Genomic DNA, 20,029 nt, shown 5'->3' with positions numbered 1-20,029 from the left:
CGTGTGTCAGTCGGCCTCCGAGTAGCTGAAGTCGCCCATCGTCCAGGCGCTGACGTCCTTGATCGCGATCCGGTACATCCCGCCGGTCTCGGGGATGCCCACGGTGCCCTGGAGGATCCGGGCGACGTGGAAGTGCAGGTAGGAGGGCGGCGGTGGCGCTTTGCGCGCGGTACCGCCGCCTTCGGCGTCCATGAACAGGCCGGCGAACGTACCGAGCCGGTCCGAGTCCGCCAGGACCTCGGCCACCCGCCGGCGCCACGCGCTCTCGGGAGCGAGGCGGCCGGTGATGACGGCGCCGTGTACCAGGACGGTCAACGACATCTGATTGGTCTGCTGGGACTCCACAGCGGCAGCGATGGCGACGAGCAGGTCGTCAGGCTTCGACATGGGCAGGAATGCTACAAGCATCCGGCCCGGAACCCGGGCGTGTTCACCCTTGTGCCGGGGCGCGGCGGCTTCAGGTGGCGAAACCGATGTGTACGTGGTCGTGGTGCGCCGGGTCGGAGAAGAACTGGTTCGGGCGGGTTCCGCCCGAAAGTCGCACGGGGCCGCCGACGTTGTACGAGCCCGCGGCAGCGGCGGCGCGCATGAACGCGGTGACGAGGCTCCGCGGTGTCGCGGGGTCGACGACGGGATGGCCGTCGACGGCCCAGACGTCGAAGGCCCGGCCGACCGGGTGATCGCTCGGCCGGCCTGTGCCGAACACGTTGACCGGGTGTCCCGACCGCACCACGCTGACCGACATCCGGTAGGTGTCCGCGAGGCGGAGCATCGCGCGCAGCACGCTCTCGTGCACCGCGCCGCTGCGGACGTCCGCGGCCGAGGCGGGAGGCAGCTCGATCCGGGGCCGGGCGAGCACGGCCCGCGCCGGGGCGCCGAGGGGGGCCGCGGGCCCCGGGCGCCCGGGGTGCAGTGCGGTGACGGCCCAGCCCGCGGAGGTGCGTTGGAGGCGGACGTCGACCGTGGTTCCGCCCTCGCGGACGGCGGAGCCGGTCCGGGTGGACTGGGCACAGGGGACCAGGACGCTCGCCGTTCCGGGCAGGAGCCCGCCGTACTGGGCGTCGATCACGCGGACGACCGCCTGGTCCGCCGCGGGGGTCAGCGGCCCCGCCTCGGCCGCCAGTTCGGCGGCCAGGGGCGCGGGGATGCCCAGCGCCGCCGCTCTTGCCGCGGCGCTGCGCGGGCCGCCCCGGCCAGCCGGCCAGGTCCCGAGCGCCTCGACGAGCCGTACGGCGGCGAGTTTGGCAGCGGGCTCGATCTCGCCCGGCCCCGGCCGCCAGGGAACCGCGGCGGGAAGTGTCACCGGGGGTGCGGACGCCGAGGCGGTGGCGCGCGCGGACCCGGGGGGCGTACGTACCCCGGCGGGCGTACGTACGCCTGCGGCGGGCGGACTCGCGGCCGACGGCCCCGCGTCCCGCGCGCACCCGGCCGCGGCCGCACACCAGGCGGCCGTCCCCAGCAGCAGTGAACGCCGCCCGGGACCGGCGGGCGCGGTCACGTGCGGCGGGGGACGCGGGACCATGGCCGGCTCCTCGGACATCCGGGGGCGGGAGGGGAGGTGACGGCCGTGTCGGCGACCGCCACGGGCAACTTCGCACCTCCGCGCCCTTCGTCCGGGGAACGGCGCGTTCACCCTGACCCATCCGGGTCAGACGCAGGTGCCGCGCGCTACCGCGTCAACAGGGACGTGTCCCCGGCGGGCGGGCCGGAACCGGGGCCGCCACCTCGAACCAGACGGTCTTCCCGCCCTCCCGCGGCATCACTCCCCAGCGCCTGGCCAGCAGCTCCATCACCATCAGGCCGTATCCGCCGGGCAACCCCGGCACCGTCTGGGCCCGGGCCCGGGCCCGGGCCCGGGTCCGCGGCAGCGCACGGCCGGCGTCGCTGACCTCGATCCGCAGGTCTCCCGCACGCCGGATCGCGGCATCGGGTTCGGCGGGGCCGAGCATCAGCGCGAGCTCCGTAGGGCCTCCGCCGTGCCTGACGGCGTTGGTCACGGCCTCGGAGACCAGCAGCAGCACGTCGACGACGACGGCGTCCCGCTGCCCGTCCGTCGGTCCGCCGGGGTGTTCCGGTTCGGGCCAGGCCCAGTCCTCGATCGCGCCGCGACAGAAGGCTCGGCACCGCCCGACCGCCGTGGCGGCGCCGGACAGGCCGAGCCGCCTCGTCCGGACACCAGGCCCCATCAGCTCCTTCATCTCCGGTTCCACCACGCCTCCGGTTCCGCGCCGACGTCCCTGGCCCCGTCCCGCACGGTTGGCCCTACCCCCGATGCCGGAGTGAAACCCGGGGCGTGCGGCGCCCGCGGCCGATGACCTGTCTGACCCTGCGCGCTTCAAAGGTGCAACGGATGTCCTTGACTAGCGGCTAGTCCTCACGCGATAGGATGGCCCGCATGAGCGAGACGACGGGGCGCCGCGAGCGCAAGAAGGCCCAGACGCGCAAGGCGCTGGCGGACGCCGCCCTGCGCCTCTTCACGGAGCGCGGCTTCGATGCCGTGGGCGTCAGGGACGTGGCCGAGGCGGCGGACGTGGCGGTGACGACCCTGTTCAAGCACTTCCCGAGCAAGGAGGCCCTCGTCTTCGACCAGGAGGAGGGCAGGGAGGCCGCGCTGGTCGCGGCCGTGCGGGACCGGGCCCCCGGCCGGTCCGTCCTGCACGCCCTGCGCGACCACCTGACGGACACAGCCATGGTGGTCGGCCAGGACACCCCGGAGTTCACCAGGTTCACGGCGCTGGTGGACTCGGCCCCCGCCCTGCAGGAGTACATGCACCGGATGTGGCTGCGGCACGAGAAGGCCCTGATCGCCGCCCTCGCCGAGGCCACCGGCGTCCCCGAGGGCGATGTCCGCACGGCCGCGCTGGCCCGCTTCGTCATGGAGAGCCCGAGCCTGGTCCGCGGCCGCGCGGAGCCCCGGAAGGCCCTGCACGAGGTGTTCGACCTGCTGGAACACGGCTGGGCGAACGCCCCGTCCTGACCCCCGGCCGGGCCAGGGTCGTGTCGTCAAAGTCCCGTCTGGCCGACGCCACTTTGACGACACTCCCTAGGCGCCGTTGCCGGGCTCGGCCGCGTGCCACACCGTCGTCGTGTTGCAGAACTCGCGGATGCCGTGGCCCGAGAGTTCACGCCCGTACCCCGAGCGCTTCACACCGCCGAAGGGAAGGGCCGGGTGGGAGGCGGTCATGCCGTTGAAGAAGACGCCGCCGGCCTCGATGTCCCGTACGAAGCGCTCCTGTTCCGCCTCGTCGCGGGTCCAGACGTTGGAACTCAGGCCGAAGGGCGTGTCGTTGGCGAGCTCGACCGCCTCGTCCAGGTCACGCACCCGGTACACGGTGGCCACCGGCCCGAACGCCTCCTCGCGGTGGATGCGCATCGCGGGAGTGATCCCGGTCAGGACGGTCGGCTCGAAGAACCAGCCGCGCGCCAGACCCTCCGGCAGGCCCTGCGGCCGCCGCCCGCCGCACAGGGCCGTCGCCCCGCGGCCCACGGCGTCCTCGACGAGCTCCTCCACGTCGGCGCGTCCCTGCTCGGTGGCGAGCGGCCCGACGTCCGTGGACTCGGACAGCGGGTCGCCGACGGTCAGCGCGGCCATGCGGGCGGTGAAGGCGCGCGTGAACTCCTCGTGCACGTCGGCGTGTACGAGGAACCGCTTGGCCGCGATGCAGGACTGGCCGTTGTTCTGCACCCGGGCGGTGACGGCGACCGCCGCGGCCCGCTCGACGTCGGCCGACGGCATCACCACGAACGGGTCGCTGCCGCCCAGCTCCAGGACGGTCTTCTTCACCTCGTCCCCGGCGACCGCCGCGACAGCCCGGCCGGCCGGCTCGCTCCCGGTGAGCGTCGCCGCCGCGACCCTGGGATCGCGCAGGATGCCCTCGACGGCCCGGGAGGATACCAGCAGCGTCTGGAACACCCCTTCGGGAAAGCCTGCGCGCCGGAAGAGGTCGCCCAGGTAGAGCGCGGTCTGCGGCACGTTCGACGCGTGCTTGAGCAGCCCCGCGTTGCCCGCCATCAGGGCGGGCGCGGCGAAGCGGACCACCTGCCAGAGGGGGAAGTTCCACGGCATCACGGCGAGGACCACGCCCAGTGGCCGGTAGTGGACCCGGGCGCGGGAGGCTCCGGCGTCCGCGACGTCGGCCTGCGAGGGGTGCTCGTCGGCCAGCAGCCGCTCGGCGTTGCGCGCGTACCAGCGCATGGCCTTCGCGCACTTCGCCGCTTCGGCCCGGGCGGCGGCGATCGGCTTGCCCATCTCGATCGTCATCGTGCGGGCGATGTCGTCACGGTCCTGGTCCAGCAGGTCGGCCGCGCGGTCGAGGAGGCGGGCCCGCTCCGCGAACCCCGTGGTGCGGTGGCTCCGGAAGGCCGCGTGGGCGGCCGCCAGGCGCTGCTCGATCTGCCCGGCGTCCAGCTCGTCGAAGGTCTTGAGCGTCTCGCCGTTCGCGGGGTTGACGGTTGCGATGGGCACGTCCGGCCCTCCTCGTCCTCGATGCGTCGAACCGAACCGGACCGTACCGGCCACGTCACCCGGCCGCCCGGCGGACCGCGGTGGCGCGTCCACCGGGGAAGCGGATTCACCCGATCGCCGGGGCGTCGGCCTCCGGGCCGATATATAAGTCCTTGCTTATATAAGTGGGAGGTGGCACAGTGGCGGGTGTGCACGCCTTTGACGTACTCGGAGACCCCGTACGGCGCCGGATATTGGAGCTGCTCGCAGCCGGCGAGCAGCCGTCCGGCGCCGTCAGCGAGGTGATCCGGGAAGAGTTCGGGATCTCTCAGCCCGCCGTGTCGCAGCACCTGCGGGTGCTGCGCGAGAGCGGCTTCGCCGTCGTGCGGGCGGAAGGGACCCGACGGTTGTACGCGGTCCAGGCCGATCCGCTGCGCGAGGTCGACGCCTGGCTGGACAGGTTCCGCGGCTTCTGGGAGCAGCGGTTGGACGCGCTGGGCACGGAGCTCGCGCGGGGCCGCCGCGAGCGGCGGGAACAAGAGCGAGGAGAGGCGCGATGAGCGACATCGTGGGACAGATCAACGACATCCACCGCGAGGTCGGCCGCCGCGAAGCGGGCGGTGAGGAGGCGCGGACCGTACTCCTGCGCCGTACGTACCCGGCGGGCGTCGAGGACGTGTGGGAGGCCTGTACGAGCCCGGACCGGCTCGGCCGGTGGTTCCTCCCGGTCAGCGGTGACCTGCGAGAGGGCGGGCATTACCAGACGGAGGGGAACGCGGGCGGGAAGATCCTGCGCTGCGAGCCGCCGAAGCTGCTCCGTGTGAGCTGGGTGATGGGGCAGGCGCCGGGGTTCAGCGAGGTGGAGCTGCGGCTGGCTTCCGAGGGAGCGGAGCGGACCGTCTTCGAGCTGGAACACGTGGCGGTGGTGCAGCCGGAGTTCTGGGACCAGTACGGGCCCGGGGCGGTCGGTGTCGGCTGGGACCTCACGGTGCTGGGTCTCGGGATGCACCTGGAGGGCAATTCCGTCCACCCTTCGGAGGCCGTCGCGTGGATGGCCTCGGACGAAGCCCGGGAGTTCATGACGGGCAGCAGCGAGGCCTGGGGCCGGGCCCACACCGCCTCCGGGGAGTCCGAGGCGGCCGTGGCCGCGGCGACGCGGGCGACGACCGGGTTCTACGTACCCCCGAAGCCGTAACAGCCGGCCTACTGGTCCCGGAAGGGGCCGGCGGCGGCGACCAGTGCGCTCAGGGCGAGCAGGACCACCGCGCCCAGGGCGAGCTCGCGCCCTCCGGCGCCGGTGACACCCGGTGCCGGGGGTCGTAGGCGACACGGATCTCCCCGCCAGCGGCCGCGAGGCGCCGGCCGTCCGTGAGCTCGGCGGGGTAGCCGCCGGGGCAGTTCAGTACGTGGCGGTAGACGATCCTCTCGCCCGGGAGGCCCTCCCCGGCCGAGCTCGTCTTCTGCTCCTGCACCTCGCGCACGACGCACGGGGCGACCTCCGCTCGCGACGCCGCCTGATCCGTGGCCGCCACGGTGAGCAGCAGCCCCAGGGCCAGGAAGAGCGCCCCGAAGAGGCTCCGGCTCCCGCCGACGCACACGAAGTAGAGCACCGCGGCGCCGACGATCAGGACCGCTCCGCCCGCCAGGGCGATCGTGCCGGACGGCGCCGAGGCACCGGCGTAGCACCAGTGCGCCCAGCCGTACAGCGCCGCGGCCGCCACGACGGGCACCAGCGCGGCAAGCCCCGACACCCTCGGCTCTGCCTCTGGCATGACCGCCACCCCCTCCCCCCGCAGGGACGCCGCGGGGCGCACGGATGGTTTCCGGGGGCGGCCGGTGTCGCAGGCGGGCGGCGGTGTGCGCCGGCGCCGCCCGCCCGCGACGCGGGGCTCAGCGACGGCGGGTCAGCAGCGGGGGCAGGCGTCGCGGATCACGCGCCAGGTGAACGTCGTGGAACCCGTGGCACCCGCCGCGTCCTTCGCGGTGACCGTCACGGTGCGGGTCCCACTGCCGCGCAGCAGCCCGGAGATCAGCCCGGTCGAGGCGTTGATCGTGAGGCCCGTCGGCAGGCTGGCCGCCGACCAGGAGTACGGGGTGGCGCCGCCGTTGGCGGACATCTGCAGCCGGACGCTGTCGTACTGATAGTTGACCTGATTGCCGGGGAAGGCCACCACCGGGGCAGCGGCCACCGTGGTGACCGCGGGCTGCGCGGCGGCCACGGCCGAGGAGCCGACGGGCGCGGCCAGCACGGCCGCCAGGCCCACGGCAAGAACCGCCAATCGATGGGCGACACGCTTGTGTGATCTCAACATGACCTCCGAACTCGCTTTGCGGACAGCTGCGTTCAAGGTGCGATGGGACGTGGGAATCCTACGCACAGACCCTCCCGCACGACACCCTCACCGGTTCAGTGCGGCGTCCAGCGCGGTCAGCAGCTGTTCGATGTCGGCGCCGGTGGTGTGGAGGTGGGGGCTGATGCGGATGGCCGAGCCGCGCGCCCCGACGAACACGTCCGCCTCCTCCAACGCCGCCACCACACGCTTCTGGAGCCCCTCGGGGACCGTGATGCCGAGCATGTGCGGGCCGCGCGGCGAGGGGACGGGAAGGCCCCGCTCGCGCGCCGCCGAGGCGATGCGGGCCGTGGTGGCCGCCAGGGTGACGGCGATCCGGGGGACGGTCCAGGCCGCCAGCTGCTCCAGGGCGGCGAGTGCCATGGGGGTGAGCTCGAAGGCGGTGCGCGCGCCCACGTCGAAGCGGCGGGCTCCGGGCTGGTACGCGGTGCGGTACTCGACGAGCCGCCCGAAGTCGTCGGAGTCCTTGCGCACGATCCAGTTCTCCTCCAGCGGCCGCCCCTCCTGATGGGCCGGGGCCACGTACAGGTAGCCGAGCCCGAAGGGGCCGAGCAGCCACTTGTAGCCGACGCTGACGAGGAAGTCGGGCCGCAGCGTGCGCATGTCGATGGGGATCGCGCCGACCGACTGGCTGGCGTCGATGACCAGGGCGGCGCCGGCGGCCCGGGTGGCTTCGGCGATCCGGTCCAGATCGAGCAGGGCGCCGTCGGTCCAGTGCACCCGGGGCACCGAGACCACGGCCACGCTGTCGTCGAGCGCACCGAGGACGGCCTCGGTCCAGGTCTGGCCCGGCTCGCGCCGGACGGTGAGCATCGAGGCCCCCGTACGCTCGGCGAACCGCCACCAGGTGTAGATCCCGGACGGGTACTCGCCGTCGAGGACCAGGACCCGGCTGCCGGGCCGCGCCGTAAGGTTGGCGGCGGCCACCGCGAACCCGTAGCTGGTCGCCGGTACGAGGGCGATGTCATCGGCGGTGGCCCCGATGAGGGCCCCGAACAGGGCTCGGCGCCGCTCCGCCCCGCTGAACCAGTCGGGGCCCAGGAGCCGCCAGGGCTGGGCGCGCTTGAGCAGGGCGGCCTCGCCCGCGACGAGGCCGGTGCGCAGCGTCGGTGCCACGCTGGCGGTGTTGAAGTAGGCGATGCCGTCCGGGATGTCGAACAGCTCGCGGGCGTTGGGAAGCGGCTCGCTGCCGACAGGCGAGGTCATGGCGTGCTGCCTTTCGCGTCGTTCGGGGGCCGGAGCCCACCACACTGCCCGGCTCGCGCGGCCGGAAACATCAGCCGCCCCGGGGGAGCACCGCACTCGCCCCACTTGGCCGACCGTCGCCGTCGGGGTGGCGCGCGGGCGCGCCGCAACCGCCGCCCGCCCCGCCGGGCCGATAGTGGGGAGCTGCGAACAACGGGTCAGCGGGACATGAGGAAGAGAGCGGCGCCTGGTCGGGGCCTGCCGGGGCAGAGGCGTTCGCGGCGGTGGAGGCGGCCACGGACTGGCTGCTCGGCTATCCGTTCGTCTTCGAGGCCCTGTCCCGCCGGATCGGCGCGGACGAGGTGCTCGTGGACTACGGGTGCGGGCCCGGCGCGGTGGCCGACCGGGCGGCGCGGGTGCTCGGCGCGCGGGTGCTGGGGGTGGACACGTCCGCCGAGATGCTGGCGCTGGCCCGGAGCACGGCGCCGGATGTGGCGGAGTTCCACCTGGTCAGGGACGGCCGGGTGACGGGCCTGCCCGACGGGTGCGCCGACGCGGTGATGTGCAATCACGTCCTGGCCTCGCTGCCGACCGAGGAGGCCCTGCTCGGGGTGTTCGCCGAGGTGCGCCGTCTGCTGCGGCCCGGAGCCCCGCTCGTCCTGCTGTCCACCGACCCCGCCTGCACGGACCTTGAGTACACCTCGCTGCGCGTGGGCGCCGAGGGCGCCTCGTACCAACCGGGCGAGGAGATGCCGCTGCGGCTGCTGCGCACGGACGGCACCTGGCAGGAGGTGCGCAACCACGCCTGGCCCGTCGACCGGCTGCCGCTCCTCCTCGGGAGCGCCCGCTTCCGCGACATCACCCAGCGCCGGCCGACCGTGGACGAGGCGCTGGCGCTGGCCGACCCGGGTCTCGTGGACCGCCATCCGTGGACCGCGGAGCGCGCCGAACCACCCCTCGTGATCACCTCCGCCCTCGCCGCCTGAGCCCTCCCGGAGACACCGTGTTCCCCTCCCCCGTCCGAACCGTCCGTTGGGAAGCCTCGGCCTTGGCCGTGCTCGGCCTCCTGGGCGCGCTCCTCGCCGGCGCTCCGGCCGCGGCTCCCTCCCCCCGCGCGGCGCGCGTTCCGGCGGTGACCGCCGTCCCCGCGACACCGGGGAGCACCACGCCCCTGTCCGGGTACGCCATCCGCTCCACGGCCGACGTCTCCGACGCGGCGGCCCTGGTCTCCGCCCCGGGCTACCGGACGGCGGGCTGGCACCCGGCCGGGCCCCGCTCCACCGTGCTGGCCGCCCTGGTCGCGGACGGCACCCATCCCGACCCCTTCCACTCCACCGACCAGAAGCGCATCCCGGCCGCCGATTTCGCCGTTCCCTGGTGGTTCCGGGCGGAGTTCACCGTGGCCGACACCTCCTCGCGCACGTACCTGGACTTCAGCGGGGTCGTCTCCGCGGCGGACGTGTTCGTGAACGGCAAGCAGGTCGCCACGGCGTCCGCGGTGGCCGGCGCGTACACGCACCACGAGCTCGACGTCACCGAGCTGGTGCGGGCGGGCGCCAACGCGGTGGCCTTCCGGATCAAGCCGAACGATCCCCGCAAGAACCTGACCATGGGCTGGCTCGACTGGCTGCAGCCGCCGCCCGACGAGAACATGGGCATCGTCCGCGACGTGCTGGTGCGGCGAGGCGGCCCCGTCGCCCTGCGCGACGCGCACGTGCTGACCGGCCTCGCCCTGCCGTCGCTCGCCTCCGCGGACCTGACCGTGAAGGCGAAGGTCCGCAACGAATCGGCCGAGCCCGTCACCGCCGAGGTGGCCGGCACGATCGGGTCGGGGATCGCCTTCCGGCGGGAGGTGCCGCTGAGCGCCCACGAGACGAAGACCGTGGCCTTCACCCCGGCCGACACGCCGCAGCTGCACCTGGACCGGCCGCGGGTGTGGTGGCCCGCCGGAATGGGTGCGCAAGAGCTCTACGAGCTCGATCTGGCGGTCACGGTCTCCGGTGGCGGCGCCAGGGCCGGGGCCGCTGCCGGTCCCGGTGGCGTCTCCGGGGCCGTGTCCGACCGGGCCCACCACGGCTTCGGCATCCGCAGCGTGCAGGCACCGCTCAACAAGGACGGCGCCCGCCAGTACTCCGTCAACGGCCGGCCGCTGCTGATCCGCGGCGCCGGCTGGTCCCCCGACGCACTGCTGCGCTGGGACACCACCTACTCGGAGGACCGGCTGGCGTACGCACGGGACCTGGGCCTCAACACCCTGCGCCTGGAAGGGCACCTCGAACAGGACGAGTTCTTCGACCTCGCCGACCGGTACGGGATCCTCACCCTGCCGGGCTGGCAGTGCTGCACCAAGTGGGAGGGCGAGGTCAACGGTACCGAGGCCGGAGAGAGCTGGACCGCGGCCGACCACCCCGTCGCCAAGGCCTCGATGGCGGCCGAGGCCGCGCGCCTGCGCGATCACCCCAGCGTCATCTCCTTCCTCATCGGCAGCGATTTCGCCCCGAACTCCGAAATCGAGCGGGGTTACGTCGAGGCGCTGAAGGCCGCCGACTGGCCCACCCCCGTGATCCCCGCAGCTTCCGCCAAGTCGGCGCCGCTCACCGGCGCCTCGGGGATGCGCATGCCGGGACCGTACGAGTGGGTGCCGCCGAACTACTGGTACGACAAGCGCGAGGGCGGGGCCACGGGCTTCAACTCCGAGACCAGCGCGGGCCCCGACATCCCCACCCTCGACACCCTGCGCCGCATGATGTCCCCGGCCGAGCTGACCTCCCTCTGGAAGGACCCGGCCGCGCCGCAGTACCACCGCTCGCCCTCGCGCACGTACGCCACGCTCAAGCTGTACGACGACGCTCTGAGCGCCCGGTACGGAGCCCCGCGCAGCCTTGAGGACTACGTCGCCAAGGCGCAGCTCGCCCAGTACGAGAACGTCCGCGCCCAGTACGAGGCGTACGCGCGCAACGCCACCGACGCCTCGAAACCGTCGACGGGGGTGATCTACTGGATGTTCAACAGCGGCTGGACCTCGCTGCACTGGCAGCTCGTGGACCGCTACCTGGACCAGAACGGCGCCTACTTCGGGGCGAAGAAGGCGAACGAGCCGCTGCACGTCCAGTATGCGTACGACGACCGGACGGTGGCCGTCGTCAACCGCCGTGCGGCGGCGGTGTCGGGGCTGACCGCGCGGGTTTCGCTGTTCAACACCGACGGGACGCAGAAGTACGACCGGACGGTGACCGGTCTGACCGTCGGCGGGAACGGCGCGAAGGCCACCGCGCTGACCCTCCCGGCGTCGGTGGACGGGCTGTCCGCCACCCATCTCGCGCGGCTGGTCCTGACCGACGCCTCCGGGCGCGAGGTGAGCCGCAACGTGTACTGGCTCTCGACGCGCCGGGACGTCCTCGACTACACGGAGAGCGACTGGTACCACACGCCGACCACGGCCTACGCCGATCTCACCGGGCTCCGGTCGATGGCGCAGGCGACCGTCTCCGCCACGGCGACGACGCGCGTGGGCGCGGACGCGCCGTCGACCTCCACCACGGTCGTCACCGTACGGAACACCGGCACCGGGAACACCCCGGCCCTGCTGACCGACCTCCACCTGGTCGACGGCAAGGACACCCCCGTCCTGCCCGTCCAGTGGTCCGACAACCAGATCAGCCTCTGGCCCGGCGAATCGGCCACCCTCACGGCGACCTACCGCACGGCGGACCTGCACGGGTCCGCGCCCGCGATCCGGGTCTCCGGCTGGAACACGCCGACGGCCACGGTTCCGGCCGGCTGAAACCGGCCCGCGTGCAGGGGGGCCTCGGGCCATGGGGCAGGATGGCAACCCGTTCCGGAATGCGTACACGCGCCCGAACGCGGCTCCACGCACGACAAACTGACAGGTGACAAGGTGACGACACACCTCATACGACGGCCCGCGTGGCCCGTCGCCACTCCCCCGGTCCGGCGCCGAGCGGAGGGTGTCCGTTGAACCGGGAACTCCTCCTGCACGACTGGCTGGTGGCCGGGATCGCGGTGGCCGCGGGCGCCCTGGCCGGGCTGGTGCTGCGCGCCCTGATGCGCTGGCTGGGCCGGCACGCCGAGCGGACCCGGTGGAACGGGGACGACCTGATCGTCGACGCGCTGCGCACCCTCGTCCCCTGGGCGGCGGTCATCGCCGGCGCCGCCGTGGCCGCTTCCACGCTGCCGCTCACGGCGCGGGTCCTGGGGTTCGTGAACCAGTCCCTCTCCGCCGTGCTGATCATCATCGCCACGTTCGGTGCCGCCCGGGTCGTCGCGGGCCTCGTCCAGTCGGTGGCGGGGTCGCGGTCCGGAGTGGCCGGATCGGCGTCCATCTTCGTCAACATCACGCGGGTCGTGGTGCTGGTGATGGGTGTGCTCGTCGCGCTCGAAACCATGGGCGTGTCCATCGCGCCGCTGGTCACCGCCCTCGGCGTGGGCGGTCTGGCGGTGGCCCTGGCCTTGCAGGACACCCTCGCCAATCTCTTCGCGGGCGTGCACATCCTCGCTTCGAAGACCGTGCAGCCCGGTGACTACATCCGCCTCAGCAGTGGTGAGGAGGGGTACGTCGTCGACATCAACTGGCGCAACACCGTGGTCCGCAACCTCTCGAACAACCTGGTGATCATCCCGAACAACCGTCTCGCACGGACGAACATGACCAACTTCACCCAGCCCGAGCAGCAGTTGTCGATCCTGGTCCAGGTGGGCGTGGGGTACGAGAGCGATCTGGAGCACGTGGAGCGGGTGACCCTCGACGTGGTCGACAGCGTCATGGCCGACATCAACGGTGCGGTCCCCGACCACGAAGGCGCGGTCCGCTTCCACACGTTCGCGGATTCCCGGATCAACTTCACGGTGATCCTGGGCGTCGGCGAGTTCAGCGACCAGTACCGGATCAAGCACGAGTTCATCAAGCGCCTGCACGAGCGGTTCCGGGCGGAGGGCATCTCGATCCCCGCGCCCACCAGGACGGTCTCGCTCCACCACGACGGCCTCCAGGCGTCGGCGCTCCCCCCGCTTCCGCACCAGCGTGAGGCGCCGCCGCGTTCGCCCTCCGCCACCGGCTGAGCCGGGCCCCTACGAGCGGTACAGCTCCACGGCGCGGGCCAGGTCGACGGGGCCGTCCTGCGGCAGGTGGAGGAAGTGCTCCACCTGCCAGGCCTGGGCACGGTCGGCCTGGCGGTTGGCGGTGGCCACCCAGGGCGGGTAGACGCGGAAGCCCCGCTTCCCGCCCGCACCGTCCACCGATACGACGCCGTGCCGGCGGAGCGCGTCCACCGGGAAGACGAACTGGCCGCAGCCGTGCTCGTCATGGCCGGCGATGACGAAGAGGTCCACGCGGTCCGCGGTGTCGAAGGGCCGGATGGGCCCCTGCGGGGACCGCATCCACACGGTGACGAACTGGCCGGCCTTGGTGGGAGTCGTCTTGGCCGCGCGGAACCGGACGGCACGTCCGTCCAGGGTGAACGCGTGCGCGGCGTACGCGCCGCCCTCGGCCTCGGCAACCGGCTGCGAACAGGTGAATCCGCACGGATCGTAAACACGTGTCTTCGCCGCGAGCAGATCTCCGGGGACCCGGGTCGCGTCCGGCCACGGTGCGGGGCCGGCAGGGGTCGGACGGGGATCGGCGGAGTGCTCGTGGTGGGTCGTCATCCGGCCACCCTGCCACGGATCCGAGACGTCTTACGGATCCGTGACGTGCGGCCGGGAGAGCGCCCGTCCGGGCAGGCCGGGGCATAGCGTCGGATCATGCGCGTACTTGTGACTGGAGGAGCGGGCTTCATCGGCTCGCACATCGTCTCCGAGCTGGCCGGCCGCGGCCACGACCCGGTGGTGTTCGATCTCGCGGAGGACGGAAGGGACGTACGCGACCCCGACCAGGTGCGGGACGCCCTGGCCGGGGTCGACGCGGTCTGCCACCAGGCGGCGAAGGTCGGCCTGGGCAAGGACTTCGGGGACGCACCGGCGTACGTATCGGCCAACGGGCTCGGTACGGCGGTCCTGCTGGCCGAGATGGCCGGGGCGGGGGTGCGCCGGCTGCTCCTCGCCGGGTCGATGGTCGTCTACGGCGAGGGGCGGTACGCATGCGCCGCGCACGGCGTGGTGCGGCCCGGCCCGCGCGCCGAGGCCGATCTGGCGGCCGGCCGGTTCGAGCCGCGCTGCCCGCGCTGCGGCGCCGAGCCGGCACCCGGCCTGGTCGGGGAGGACGCTCCGATGGACCCGCGGAACGTCTACGCCACCACCAAGCTGGAACAGGAGCACCTCGCCTCCTCGTGGGCGCGGGCCACCGGCGGCTCCGCGATCTCGCTGCGCTACCACAACGTGTACGGGCCGGGAATGCCCCGCGACACCCCGTACGCTGGGGTCGCCGCACTGTTCCGCTCCGCGCTGGCGCGGGGCGAGGCGCCGCGCGTCTTCGAGGACGGCGGCCAGCGGCGGGACTTCGTGCACGTACGGGACGTGGCCGCGGCCAACGCCGTAGCGCTGGAGTCCCTGGCGGGCGCACCGGGCGGGTTCACCGCGTACAACGTCGGCAGCGGCGACCCGCGGACCGTCAGCGACATGGCCAAGGCCCTGGCCGCCGCGTGCGGGGGCCCGGATCCGGTGGTCACGGGCGAGTACCGGCTGGGCGACGTCCGGCACATCACCGCCGACTCGGCGCGCCTGCGCCGGGACCTGGACTGGCGCCCGGTGGTGACGTTCGCCGCCGGTATGGCGGAGCTGGCGGCCGGGGCGGTCTAGCCGGCTTCCGGCCGCCGCGGCGCCCTCGGCCCTGCCCGATATCCTGGTGTGGTCCGACATCGGGGGCTTTCCTCTCAGGAAGGGCAGCACGATGAATCGGCAGACCAACCGGTACCGGGGTCTCATGCTTCTCGCGGCACCCCTGCTCGCCTCCTCCGTCGCCCTCACCCCCGCCTTCGCGGCCCAGGGCCGTGCGGCGGGGGCGGGAACCGTCCGGGCGCCCATGACTCCCTCCTGCGAGCTGACCGCGGGCGGGGGCGGCCAGTCGGGCGGGAAGGGGAACACGCGCTACGACCTGCACCTCAGCGGGTTCCCCGCGAACCAGTCGGTCCACGTCCAGGGCAAGTCGTCCTTCCGCGGCACCGTGGACGGATCGGGCTCACTGGATCGCCAGGGAGTCCGTTACGGCATGTACAGCGTCGGTTACCGGGACGGCGGGTCGAAGCAGGGCAAGCACGTCGACTGCAGCACGCCGCCCCGGGAGAAGCCGGGCGGCGGCAAGGGGAACGTGCAGGTCACCAAGGTCGAGGTGAAGGCCCTGACCAAGTCGGGGACGGTCGTCGACTGCACCACACCGCCCAAGTTCGAGTTCGACGGCAAGATCACCGGTACCGGGAACGGGAAGGTCCGCTACTACTGGACCTACAACTCCAGCGCCGACCCGATCTCCTCGGGCTCGGCAGAATTCACGCCGGGCACCGAGAGCGTGTCCCTCTTCAAGGCGGTCAACGGATCGGCAATGGCGAACAGCGACACGGTGACGGTGTACCTCACCCTGCACGTGCCGGATTCCAACTTGACCGGGCAGAGCGAGAACGTGACGTTGACCTGCGCGAAGCAACCGTGACCTGTTCTTAGGGGGCCGGCGGGACTCTGCGGGCACCTCCTAGGTCGTGTCGTCAAAGTCCCGTCTGGCTGGCGGGGCCTGGCACGCACGCTCGCCGCGTTGTCGTCGGTCACCGACGCTCCGCGTCGATTCCCTCCTCCGCCTTGCGATCGCACGCACCAGGCCCCGCCGGCCCCGCCCTCTCGGGCGGCCGACGCCACTTTGACGACACTCCCTAGGCGGGGGCCGGCAGGGTGAGCTCGAAGCAGCAGCCGCCGGTGACGTTGCGGACGTGCGCGCGCCCGTCGTGCGCCTCGACGATGCCCCGGACGATCGCCAGGCCCAGGCCCGCGCCCCCCGGAGGCGTACGGGCCTGGGTCCCGCGCCAGCCGGTGTCGAACACGCGCGTCAGGTCCTCCTCGGCGATGCCCCCGCAGGCGTCGGTGACGGACAGCACCACCGCGCCCTCGCGGGCCTCGGCGGCGATCGCGACCGTGCCGTCAGCCGGGGTGTGGCGGATGGCGTTGACCAGCAGGTTCGACAGGACGCGGGTCATCTCCTTGCCGTCCACCTCCACCGGGAGCGAGGCGATCCCGTCGCCGACCAGCCGTACGCCGTGCTCGCGGGCGAGGGCGTCGGTGCCGGCCAGCGCGTCGCCCACCAGGTCGTAGAGGTTCAGCCGGGTGGGGCTGAGGCTGAGGGCGCCCGCGTGGATGCGGGAGAGTTCGAAGAGATCGCCGACCATGGAGTTGAGGCGGTCGACCTCGGTGCGCATCTGCCGGTGGTAGCGCGCGGGGTCGGCGGCCATGCCGTCCTCCAGCGCCTCCGACATGGCGCGCAGCCCGGCGAGCGGGGTGCGCAGATCGTGGGAGATCCAGGCGACGAGCTCGCGCCGTGAGGTCTCCAGGGCCCGCTCGCGCTCCCGGGACGCGGTCAGGCGTTCGCTGGTCACGGCCAGTTCGCGGCTGAGCGCGGCGAGTTCGGCGGGGGCGGGCACGCCGGGCGTGGTGAAGGTGCCGTCCTCGCCGAAGACGCGCGCGGCCTCGACGAGTTCACGGCAGCGCCGTACGACCTGCCGCCCCAGCAGCAGCGCGGTGCCCAGCGAGACGACGGCGGCCACGGCGGCGACCACCGTCACCACGGTCAGGTCGTGGGAGGAGAGGAGCATCGCCCAGGCCACGGCGAGCGTTCCGGCGAGCATCGCGAGCACGGCGACGGCGGTCACGACGGCGAGCGAGACGGCGACGCTGCGCCTGCGCAGTATCCGCAGGGCGACGGCGCCGAGCGCTCCGGCGCCGCCCGCTCCGAGGAGGGCGTACAGGGCGATCAGCAGGAGGTCCTGGTCACGCATGTTCATGTCCGTCCGCCAGTCTCGGGTCCGTGGCGGGCGCCGCCGGGGTCGGGTGGGCATCGAAGCGGTAGCCGGCGCCCCAGACGGTCTGGATCAGCCGGGGGCTCGCCGCATCGTCCTCGATCTTGCCGCGCAGGCGGCGGACGTGGACGGTGACGGTGGACAGGTCGCCGAAGTCCCAGCCCCAGACCTCGCGCATGAGCCGCTCCCGGTCGCAGACCTGTCCGGGGTGGCGCAGGAAGAAGGCCAGGAGGTCGAACTCGCGCAGGGTGAGGGCGAGTTCCTGGCCATTCTTGCTCACACGGCGCGCCGCCGGGTCCAGGCTCAGGCCCGCCGCGGTGAGCCGGGGGCCCGCGGCCGGCGCCGCGGGGACGGCCCGGCGCAGGACCGACTGCACGCGCAGGACGAGCTCCCGCGGGCTGAACGGCTTGGTCACGTAGTCGTCCGCGCCGACTTCCAGACCCAGGATCCGGTCGTCCTCGTCACCGCGCGCGGTGAGCATGATGACCGGGACGGGCGCGGTGGCGCCCTGACCGCCGTGCTGGCCGGCGGCACGCTCGCGCGCCCGCAGCCGACGGCAGACCTCCAGCCCGTCCATGCCCGGGAGCATGAGGTCGAGGACCACCAGGTCCGGGCGCTGCTCCTCGGCGGCGCGCAGGGCGGCCGGTCCGTCGGCGGCCAGGCGCACGGTGAAACCGGCGCGGTCGAGGTATCCGGCCACGACCTCCGAGACGGTCGGGTCGTCGTCCACGACCAGGATGCTGCCGCCGCCGAAGAGGTCCGGCGTCCCCGCCTCGTCCGTTCTCTGCGTATTGCTCACTGCCATGGCCACAGCCTGACATCCGCCCCGGTCCGTGTGTACCGCACCCTCCCCGGATCGGGCACGGCGTCCGCGTTTCGTAAGGAGTGAAAGCCCCTTTCGTCCGCGCCCGCTTCCTACGGTGTGGAGGTGACTGATTCTGCTTGTGTGCCGCCCCGGGCGGACCTCGTACTGCCGTGTCTCGACGAGGCGGAGGCCCTGCCCTGGGTGCTGGCGCGGGTGCCGGCCGGCTGGCGGGCCATCGTCGTCGACAACGGCTCCACCGACGGCTCGGCCGACATCGCCCGCGACCTGGGCGCCACGGTGGTGAGCGAACCCGTACGCGGCTTCGGCGCGGCCTGCCACGCCGGGCTGCTCGCGGCCCGCGCCGACCTCGTCTGCTTCTGCGACTGCGACGCCTCCCTGGACCCCGGGCTGCTCGCCCCCATGGCGGCGCGGGTCGAGGCGGGTGAGGCCGACCTGCTGCTCGGCCGGCGCCGCCCGCAGGGACGCGGCGCCTGGCCGGCCCACGCCCGCGCCGGGAACCTGGCGCTGGCGCGGCTGCTGCACCGCCGGACGGGGCTGCGGCTGCACGACCTCGGCCCGATGCGGGTCGCGCGCCGCGAGGCACTGCTGGACCTGCACCTGACCGACCGGCGCAGCGGCTACCCGCTCCAGATGGTCGTACGGGCCGCGGACGCGGGCTGGCGGGTGGCCGAGACGGACGTCCCGTACCTGCCGCGCGCCGGTAAATCGAAGGTCACCGGGACGTGGCGGGGCACCTGGCACGCGGTGCGGGACATGCGGCGGGTGCTGGCCGAGACACCCGCCGCCCGGTCGGTCCCGGCCGGAGGGGTCAGCGCATGAGCATCCACGCGAGCGGGGAAACCGACGACGGCCCGGGCGAGGGCACGCTGATCGTCCTCGCCAAGGCCCCGGTCCCGGGCCGGGTCAAGACGCGGCTGACCCCGCACTTCACCCCGCAGCAGGCCGCCGCGCTGGCCCGCGCCGCGCTCCAGGACACCCTGGACGCCGTCCTCGCCACGCCGGCCCGGCGGCGCGTCCTCTGCCTCGACGGGGCGCCGATGCAGTGGCTGCCCGAAGGCATCGAGGTGGTCCCGCAGTGCGCGGGCGGGCTCGACGCCCGGCTGGCCGCGGCCTTCGCCCTGTACGAGGGTCCCGCGCTGCTGGTCGGCATGGACACCCCGCAGGTCACCCCGGAACTCCTCGCCCGGGGCCTCGACTTCGCCGGTACGGACGCCTGGTTCGGCCCGGCCCTGGACGGCGGCTTCTGGGCTCTCGGGCTCGCCGAGCCGGATCCCGGGCTGCTGCTGGGCGTACCCATGTCCGTCTCGCACACCGGGGCGGTGCAGCGCCGGCGGCTGACCGCGTCGGGGCGCGCCGTACGGGACCTCCCGGCGCTGCGCGACGTCGACACCCCGGACGATGCCGAGCGGGTCGCCGCCTCGACACCCGGGACGCGCTTCGCCGCCCTGCACGCCGAGCTGTGCGCGGCCGTACGGTGACCGCGCAGATGACGGCGCAGCCGACCAGGCGGCCTGCGGAGCCCACCGCCCGGGCCTGGCTGGCCGACCCGTACGCCGACGCCCTGCGCACCGGGCGGGGCCCCCTCTTCCTGCGCCGCAGCGACGGCTGGCTGCTGCCGCTGGAGGTGGAGCGCTGGTGCGCCGAGGCCGACGCGGCCGATGCCACCGTCCTGGCCCGCTGCGAGGGCCCCGTCCTGGACATAGGCTGCGGACCGGGCCGCCTGGTCGCCGCCCTCGCCCGCCTCGGGCACCCCGCGCTCGGCGTGGACGTGACCCCGGAGGCGGTGGCCCTGACCGTACGGACCGGCGGCAGCGCATTGTGCCGGTCCGTGTTCGACCCGCTGCCCAGCGAGGGCCGCTGGGGCACGGTCCTGCTCATCGACGGCAACATCGGCATCGGCGGGGACCCGGGCGCGCTGCTGCGCCGGGCCGCCCGGCTCGCGGCCCCCGGCGGCACCCTGCTCGTCGAGGTGGCCACCGTGGACGTGGACGAGCGCGTCGAGGTGCACGTCGAGGACGGCTGCGGCGGCCGCGGGGAGTCCTTCCTGTGGGCCCGGCTCGGGGCCCGCGCGCTCCGTGCGGAGGCGGCGGACGCGGGCTGGTCGCGAGCGGTCACCTGGAAGGCCGCGGGCCGCGCCTTCGTGCAGCTGCGGCGTTGAGGGTTCACCGGGGCAAGGGAGAAGCGGGGGGCGGGGGGTGTGGGGGCACCCGTTAGCGGGGTCCGCCCCGCCGCGACGCGGCCGGGCGCCGCCCCGGGCCCGGCCCGGCCCCCG

21 protein-coding genes are annotated in these 20,029 nt (G+C 73.7%); 11 read left to right on the top strand and 10 right to left on the bottom strand.

Going from position 1 to position 20,029, the window contains the following annotated elements; all coding sequences use genetic code 11:
- Nucleotides 1–6 precede the first annotated feature (6 nt).
- The 3 genes from ACFXGI_RS05970 to ACFXGI_RS05960 form a co-directional block, all read right to left on the bottom strand.
- On the bottom strand, nucleotides 7–387 hold the full coding sequence (locus ACFXGI_RS05970; protein WP_384703902.1) for a hypothetical protein: 381 nt from the start codon (nucleotides 385–387) through the stop codon (nucleotides 7–9).
- A gap of 70 nt (nucleotides 388–457) precedes the next feature.
- Nucleotides 458–1,303 carry a hypothetical protein gene (locus tag ACFXGI_RS05965; RefSeq protein WP_384703900.1) on the bottom strand — a complete coding sequence of 282 codons (846 nt, stop codon included), beginning with the start codon at nucleotides 1,301–1,303 and terminating at the stop codon, nucleotides 458–460.
- 373 nt (nucleotides 1,304–1,676) lie between these two features.
- Complete coding sequence (locus ACFXGI_RS05960; protein WP_384703899.1) at nucleotides 1,677–2,213, bottom strand: ATP-binding protein; 537 nt, start codon at nucleotides 2,211–2,213, stop codon at nucleotides 1,677–1,679.
- 182 nt (nucleotides 2,214–2,395) lie between these two features.
- Here ACFXGI_RS05960 and ACFXGI_RS05955 point away from each other — a divergent pair, with 182 nt between their 5' ends.
- Nucleotides 2,396–2,977 (top strand): TetR/AcrR family transcriptional regulator, encoded by a 582-nt coding sequence (locus tag ACFXGI_RS05955; protein WP_384703897.1) that lies wholly within the window; start codon nucleotides 2,396–2,398, stop codon nucleotides 2,975–2,977.
- A 66-nt stretch (nucleotides 2,978–3,043) separates the two neighbouring features.
- On the opposite strand, the gene ACFXGI_RS05950 is transcribed toward ACFXGI_RS05955, so the two are convergent.
- Nucleotides 3,044–4,465, bottom strand: a complete 1,422-nt coding sequence (locus ACFXGI_RS05950) for an NADP-dependent succinic semialdehyde dehydrogenase (RefSeq protein ID WP_384703895.1) — start codon at nucleotides 4,463–4,465, stop codon at nucleotides 3,044–3,046.
- A gap of 179 nt (nucleotides 4,466–4,644) precedes the next feature.
- Here ACFXGI_RS05950 and ACFXGI_RS05945 point away from each other — a divergent pair, with 179 nt between their 5' ends.
- Nucleotides 4,645–5,004 (top strand): ArsR/SmtB family transcription factor, encoded by a 360-nt coding sequence (locus ACFXGI_RS05945; RefSeq protein ID WP_384703893.1) that lies wholly within the window; start codon nucleotides 4,645–4,647, stop codon nucleotides 5,002–5,004.
- Nucleotides 5,001–5,639, top strand: coding sequence for an SRPBCC family protein (locus ACFXGI_RS05940; RefSeq protein WP_384703892.1), 639 nt, complete (start codon nucleotides 5,001–5,003; stop codon nucleotides 5,637–5,639). The genes ACFXGI_RS05945 and ACFXGI_RS05940 overlap by 4 nt, the downstream gene beginning before the upstream one ends.
- 49 nt (nucleotides 5,640–5,688) lie before the next feature.
- Here ACFXGI_RS05940 and ACFXGI_RS05935 read toward each other — a convergent pair whose 3' ends face one another.
- From ACFXGI_RS05935 to ACFXGI_RS05925, 3 genes are all read right to left on the bottom strand, one after another.
- Nucleotides 5,689–6,216, bottom strand: coding sequence for a hypothetical protein (locus ACFXGI_RS05935; protein WP_384703890.1), 528 nt, complete (start codon nucleotides 6,214–6,216; stop codon nucleotides 5,689–5,691).
- 132 nt (nucleotides 6,217–6,348) lie between these two features.
- The gene (locus ACFXGI_RS05930; protein WP_384703888.1) at nucleotides 6,349–6,723 is read right to left on the bottom strand and encodes an Ig domain-containing protein; all 375 of its coding nucleotides are present in this window, start codon (nucleotides 6,721–6,723) and stop codon (nucleotides 6,349–6,351) included.
- Between the two features lie 120 nt (nucleotides 6,724–6,843).
- The gene (locus ACFXGI_RS05925; protein ID WP_384703887.1) at nucleotides 6,844–8,001 is read right to left on the bottom strand and encodes an aminotransferase class V-fold PLP-dependent enzyme; all 1,158 of its coding nucleotides are present in this window, start codon (nucleotides 7,999–8,001) and stop codon (nucleotides 6,844–6,846) included.
- A 263-nt stretch (nucleotides 8,002–8,264) separates the two neighbouring features.
- On the opposite strand from ACFXGI_RS05925, the gene ACFXGI_RS05920 reads away from it, so the two are divergent.
- From ACFXGI_RS05920 to ACFXGI_RS05910, 3 genes are all read left to right on the top strand, one after another.
- Nucleotides 8,265–8,966, top strand: a complete 702-nt coding sequence (locus ACFXGI_RS05920; RefSeq protein ID WP_384703885.1) for a class I SAM-dependent methyltransferase — start codon at nucleotides 8,265–8,267, stop codon at nucleotides 8,964–8,966.
- A 17-nt stretch (nucleotides 8,967–8,983) separates the two neighbouring features.
- On the top strand, nucleotides 8,984–11,764 hold the full coding sequence (locus ACFXGI_RS05915; protein WP_384703883.1) for an exo-beta-D-glucosaminidase: 2,781 nt from the start codon (nucleotides 8,984–8,986) through the stop codon (nucleotides 11,762–11,764).
- Between the two features lie 191 nt (nucleotides 11,765–11,955).
- Nucleotides 11,956–13,059 carry a mechanosensitive ion channel family protein gene (locus ACFXGI_RS05910; protein ID WP_384703881.1) on the top strand — a complete coding sequence of 368 codons (1,104 nt, stop codon included), beginning with the start codon at nucleotides 11,956–11,958 and terminating at the stop codon, nucleotides 13,057–13,059.
- A 9-nt stretch (nucleotides 13,060–13,068) separates the two neighbouring features.
- Here ACFXGI_RS05910 and ACFXGI_RS05905 read toward each other — a convergent pair whose 3' ends face one another.
- Entirely contained in the window at nucleotides 13,069–13,644 is a 576-nt protein-coding gene (locus ACFXGI_RS05905; protein ID WP_384703879.1) for a MepB family protein, read from the bottom strand.
- A gap of 96 nt (nucleotides 13,645–13,740) precedes the next feature.
- On the opposite strand from ACFXGI_RS05905, the gene ACFXGI_RS05900 reads away from it, so the two are divergent.
- Complete coding sequence (locus ACFXGI_RS05900; protein ID WP_384703877.1) at nucleotides 13,741–14,733, top strand: NAD-dependent epimerase/dehydratase family protein; 993 nt, start codon at nucleotides 13,741–13,743, stop codon at nucleotides 14,731–14,733.
- A 91-nt stretch (nucleotides 14,734–14,824) separates the two neighbouring features.
- Nucleotides 14,825–15,580, top strand: a complete 756-nt coding sequence (locus ACFXGI_RS05895) for a hypothetical protein (protein WP_384703876.1) — start codon at nucleotides 14,825–14,827, stop codon at nucleotides 15,578–15,580.
- Nucleotides 15,581–15,794: 214 nt separating this feature from the next.
- Here ACFXGI_RS05895 and ACFXGI_RS05890 read toward each other — a convergent pair whose 3' ends face one another.
- Nucleotides 15,795–16,910 carry a sensor histidine kinase gene (locus ACFXGI_RS05890; protein WP_384703874.1) on the bottom strand — a complete coding sequence of 372 codons (1,116 nt, stop codon included), beginning with the start codon at nucleotides 16,908–16,910 and terminating at the stop codon, nucleotides 15,795–15,797.
- Nucleotides 16,903–17,670 (bottom strand): response regulator transcription factor, encoded by a 768-nt coding sequence (locus ACFXGI_RS05885; protein WP_384704100.1) that lies wholly within the window; start codon nucleotides 17,668–17,670, stop codon nucleotides 16,903–16,905. The genes ACFXGI_RS05890 and ACFXGI_RS05885 overlap by 8 nt, the downstream gene beginning before the upstream one ends.
- Nucleotides 17,671–17,859: 189 nt before the next feature.
- Here ACFXGI_RS05885 and ACFXGI_RS05880 point away from each other — a divergent pair, with 189 nt between their 5' ends.
- Genes ACFXGI_RS05880 through ACFXGI_RS05870 form a run of 3 tightly spaced genes read left to right on the top strand, consistent with a single transcriptional unit; the run spans nucleotide 17,860 to nucleotide 19,915 of the window.
- Nucleotides 17,860–18,576, top strand: a complete 717-nt coding sequence (locus ACFXGI_RS05880; protein ID WP_384703872.1) for a glycosyltransferase family 2 protein — start codon at nucleotides 17,860–17,862, stop codon at nucleotides 18,574–18,576.
- A complete protein-coding gene (locus ACFXGI_RS05875) occupies nucleotides 18,573–19,235 on the top strand; it encodes a DUF2064 domain-containing protein (RefSeq protein ID WP_384703870.1) in 663 nt (220 codons plus the stop codon). The genes ACFXGI_RS05880 and ACFXGI_RS05875 overlap by 4 nt, the downstream gene beginning before the upstream one ends.
- A gap of 8 nt (nucleotides 19,236–19,243) precedes the next feature.
- A complete protein-coding gene (locus tag ACFXGI_RS05870) occupies nucleotides 19,244–19,915 on the top strand; it encodes a class I SAM-dependent methyltransferase (RefSeq protein ID WP_384703868.1) in 672 nt (223 codons plus the stop codon).
- Nucleotides 19,916–20,029 lie beyond the last annotated feature (114 nt).

It is taken from the genome of Streptomyces sp. NPDC059355 (assembly GCF_042752335.1).
In the GTDB taxonomy this organism is placed as follows: Bacteria; Actinomycetota; Actinomycetes; order Streptomycetales; family Streptomycetaceae; genus Streptomyces.
Note: the sequence above shows the minus strand (reverse complement) of the source record. Positions and strands in the feature narration are given on the sequence as shown.

What these genes read in the sequence shown, in the direction of transcription:
- ACFXGI_RS05900 (WP_384703877.1), top strand. Translation starts at nt 13,741, where the DNA reads ATGCGCGTACTTGTGACTGGAGGAGCGGGCTTCATCGGCTCGCACATC.
- ACFXGI_RS05895 (WP_384703876.1), top strand. Translation starts at nt 14,825, where the DNA reads ATGAATCGGCAGACCAACCGGTACCGGGGTCTCATGCTTCTCGCGGCA.
- ACFXGI_RS05905 (WP_384703879.1), bottom strand. Translation starts at nt 13,644, where the DNA reads ATGACGACCCACCACGAGCACTCCGCCGATCCCCGTCCGACCCCTGCC.
- ACFXGI_RS05970 (WP_384703902.1), bottom strand. Translation starts at nt 387, where the DNA reads ATGTCGAAGCCTGACGACCTGCTCGTCGCCATCGCTGCCGCTGTGGAG.
- ACFXGI_RS05955 (WP_384703897.1), top strand. Translation starts at nt 2,396, where the DNA reads ATGAGCGAGACGACGGGGCGCCGCGAGCGCAAGAAGGCCCAGACGCGC.
- ACFXGI_RS05890 (WP_384703874.1), bottom strand. Translation starts at nt 16,910, where the DNA reads ATGCGTGACCAGGACCTCCTGCTGATCGCCCTGTACGCCCTCCTCGGA.
- ACFXGI_RS05925 (WP_384703887.1), bottom strand. Translation starts at nt 8,001, where the DNA reads ATGACCTCGCCTGTCGGCAGCGAGCCGCTTCCCAACGCCCGCGAGCTG.
- ACFXGI_RS05875 (WP_384703870.1), top strand. Translation starts at nt 18,573, where the DNA reads ATGAGCATCCACGCGAGCGGGGAAACCGACGACGGCCCGGGCGAGGGC.
- ACFXGI_RS05935 (WP_384703890.1), bottom strand. Translation starts at nt 6,216, where the DNA reads ATGCCAGAGGCAGAGCCGAGGGTGTCGGGGCTTGCCGCGCTGGTGCCC.
- ACFXGI_RS05870 (WP_384703868.1), top strand. Translation starts at nt 19,244, where the DNA reads ATGACGGCGCAGCCGACCAGGCGGCCTGCGGAGCCCACCGCCCGGGCC.
- ACFXGI_RS05940 (WP_384703892.1), top strand. Translation starts at nt 5,001, where the DNA reads ATGAGCGACATCGTGGGACAGATCAACGACATCCACCGCGAGGTCGGC.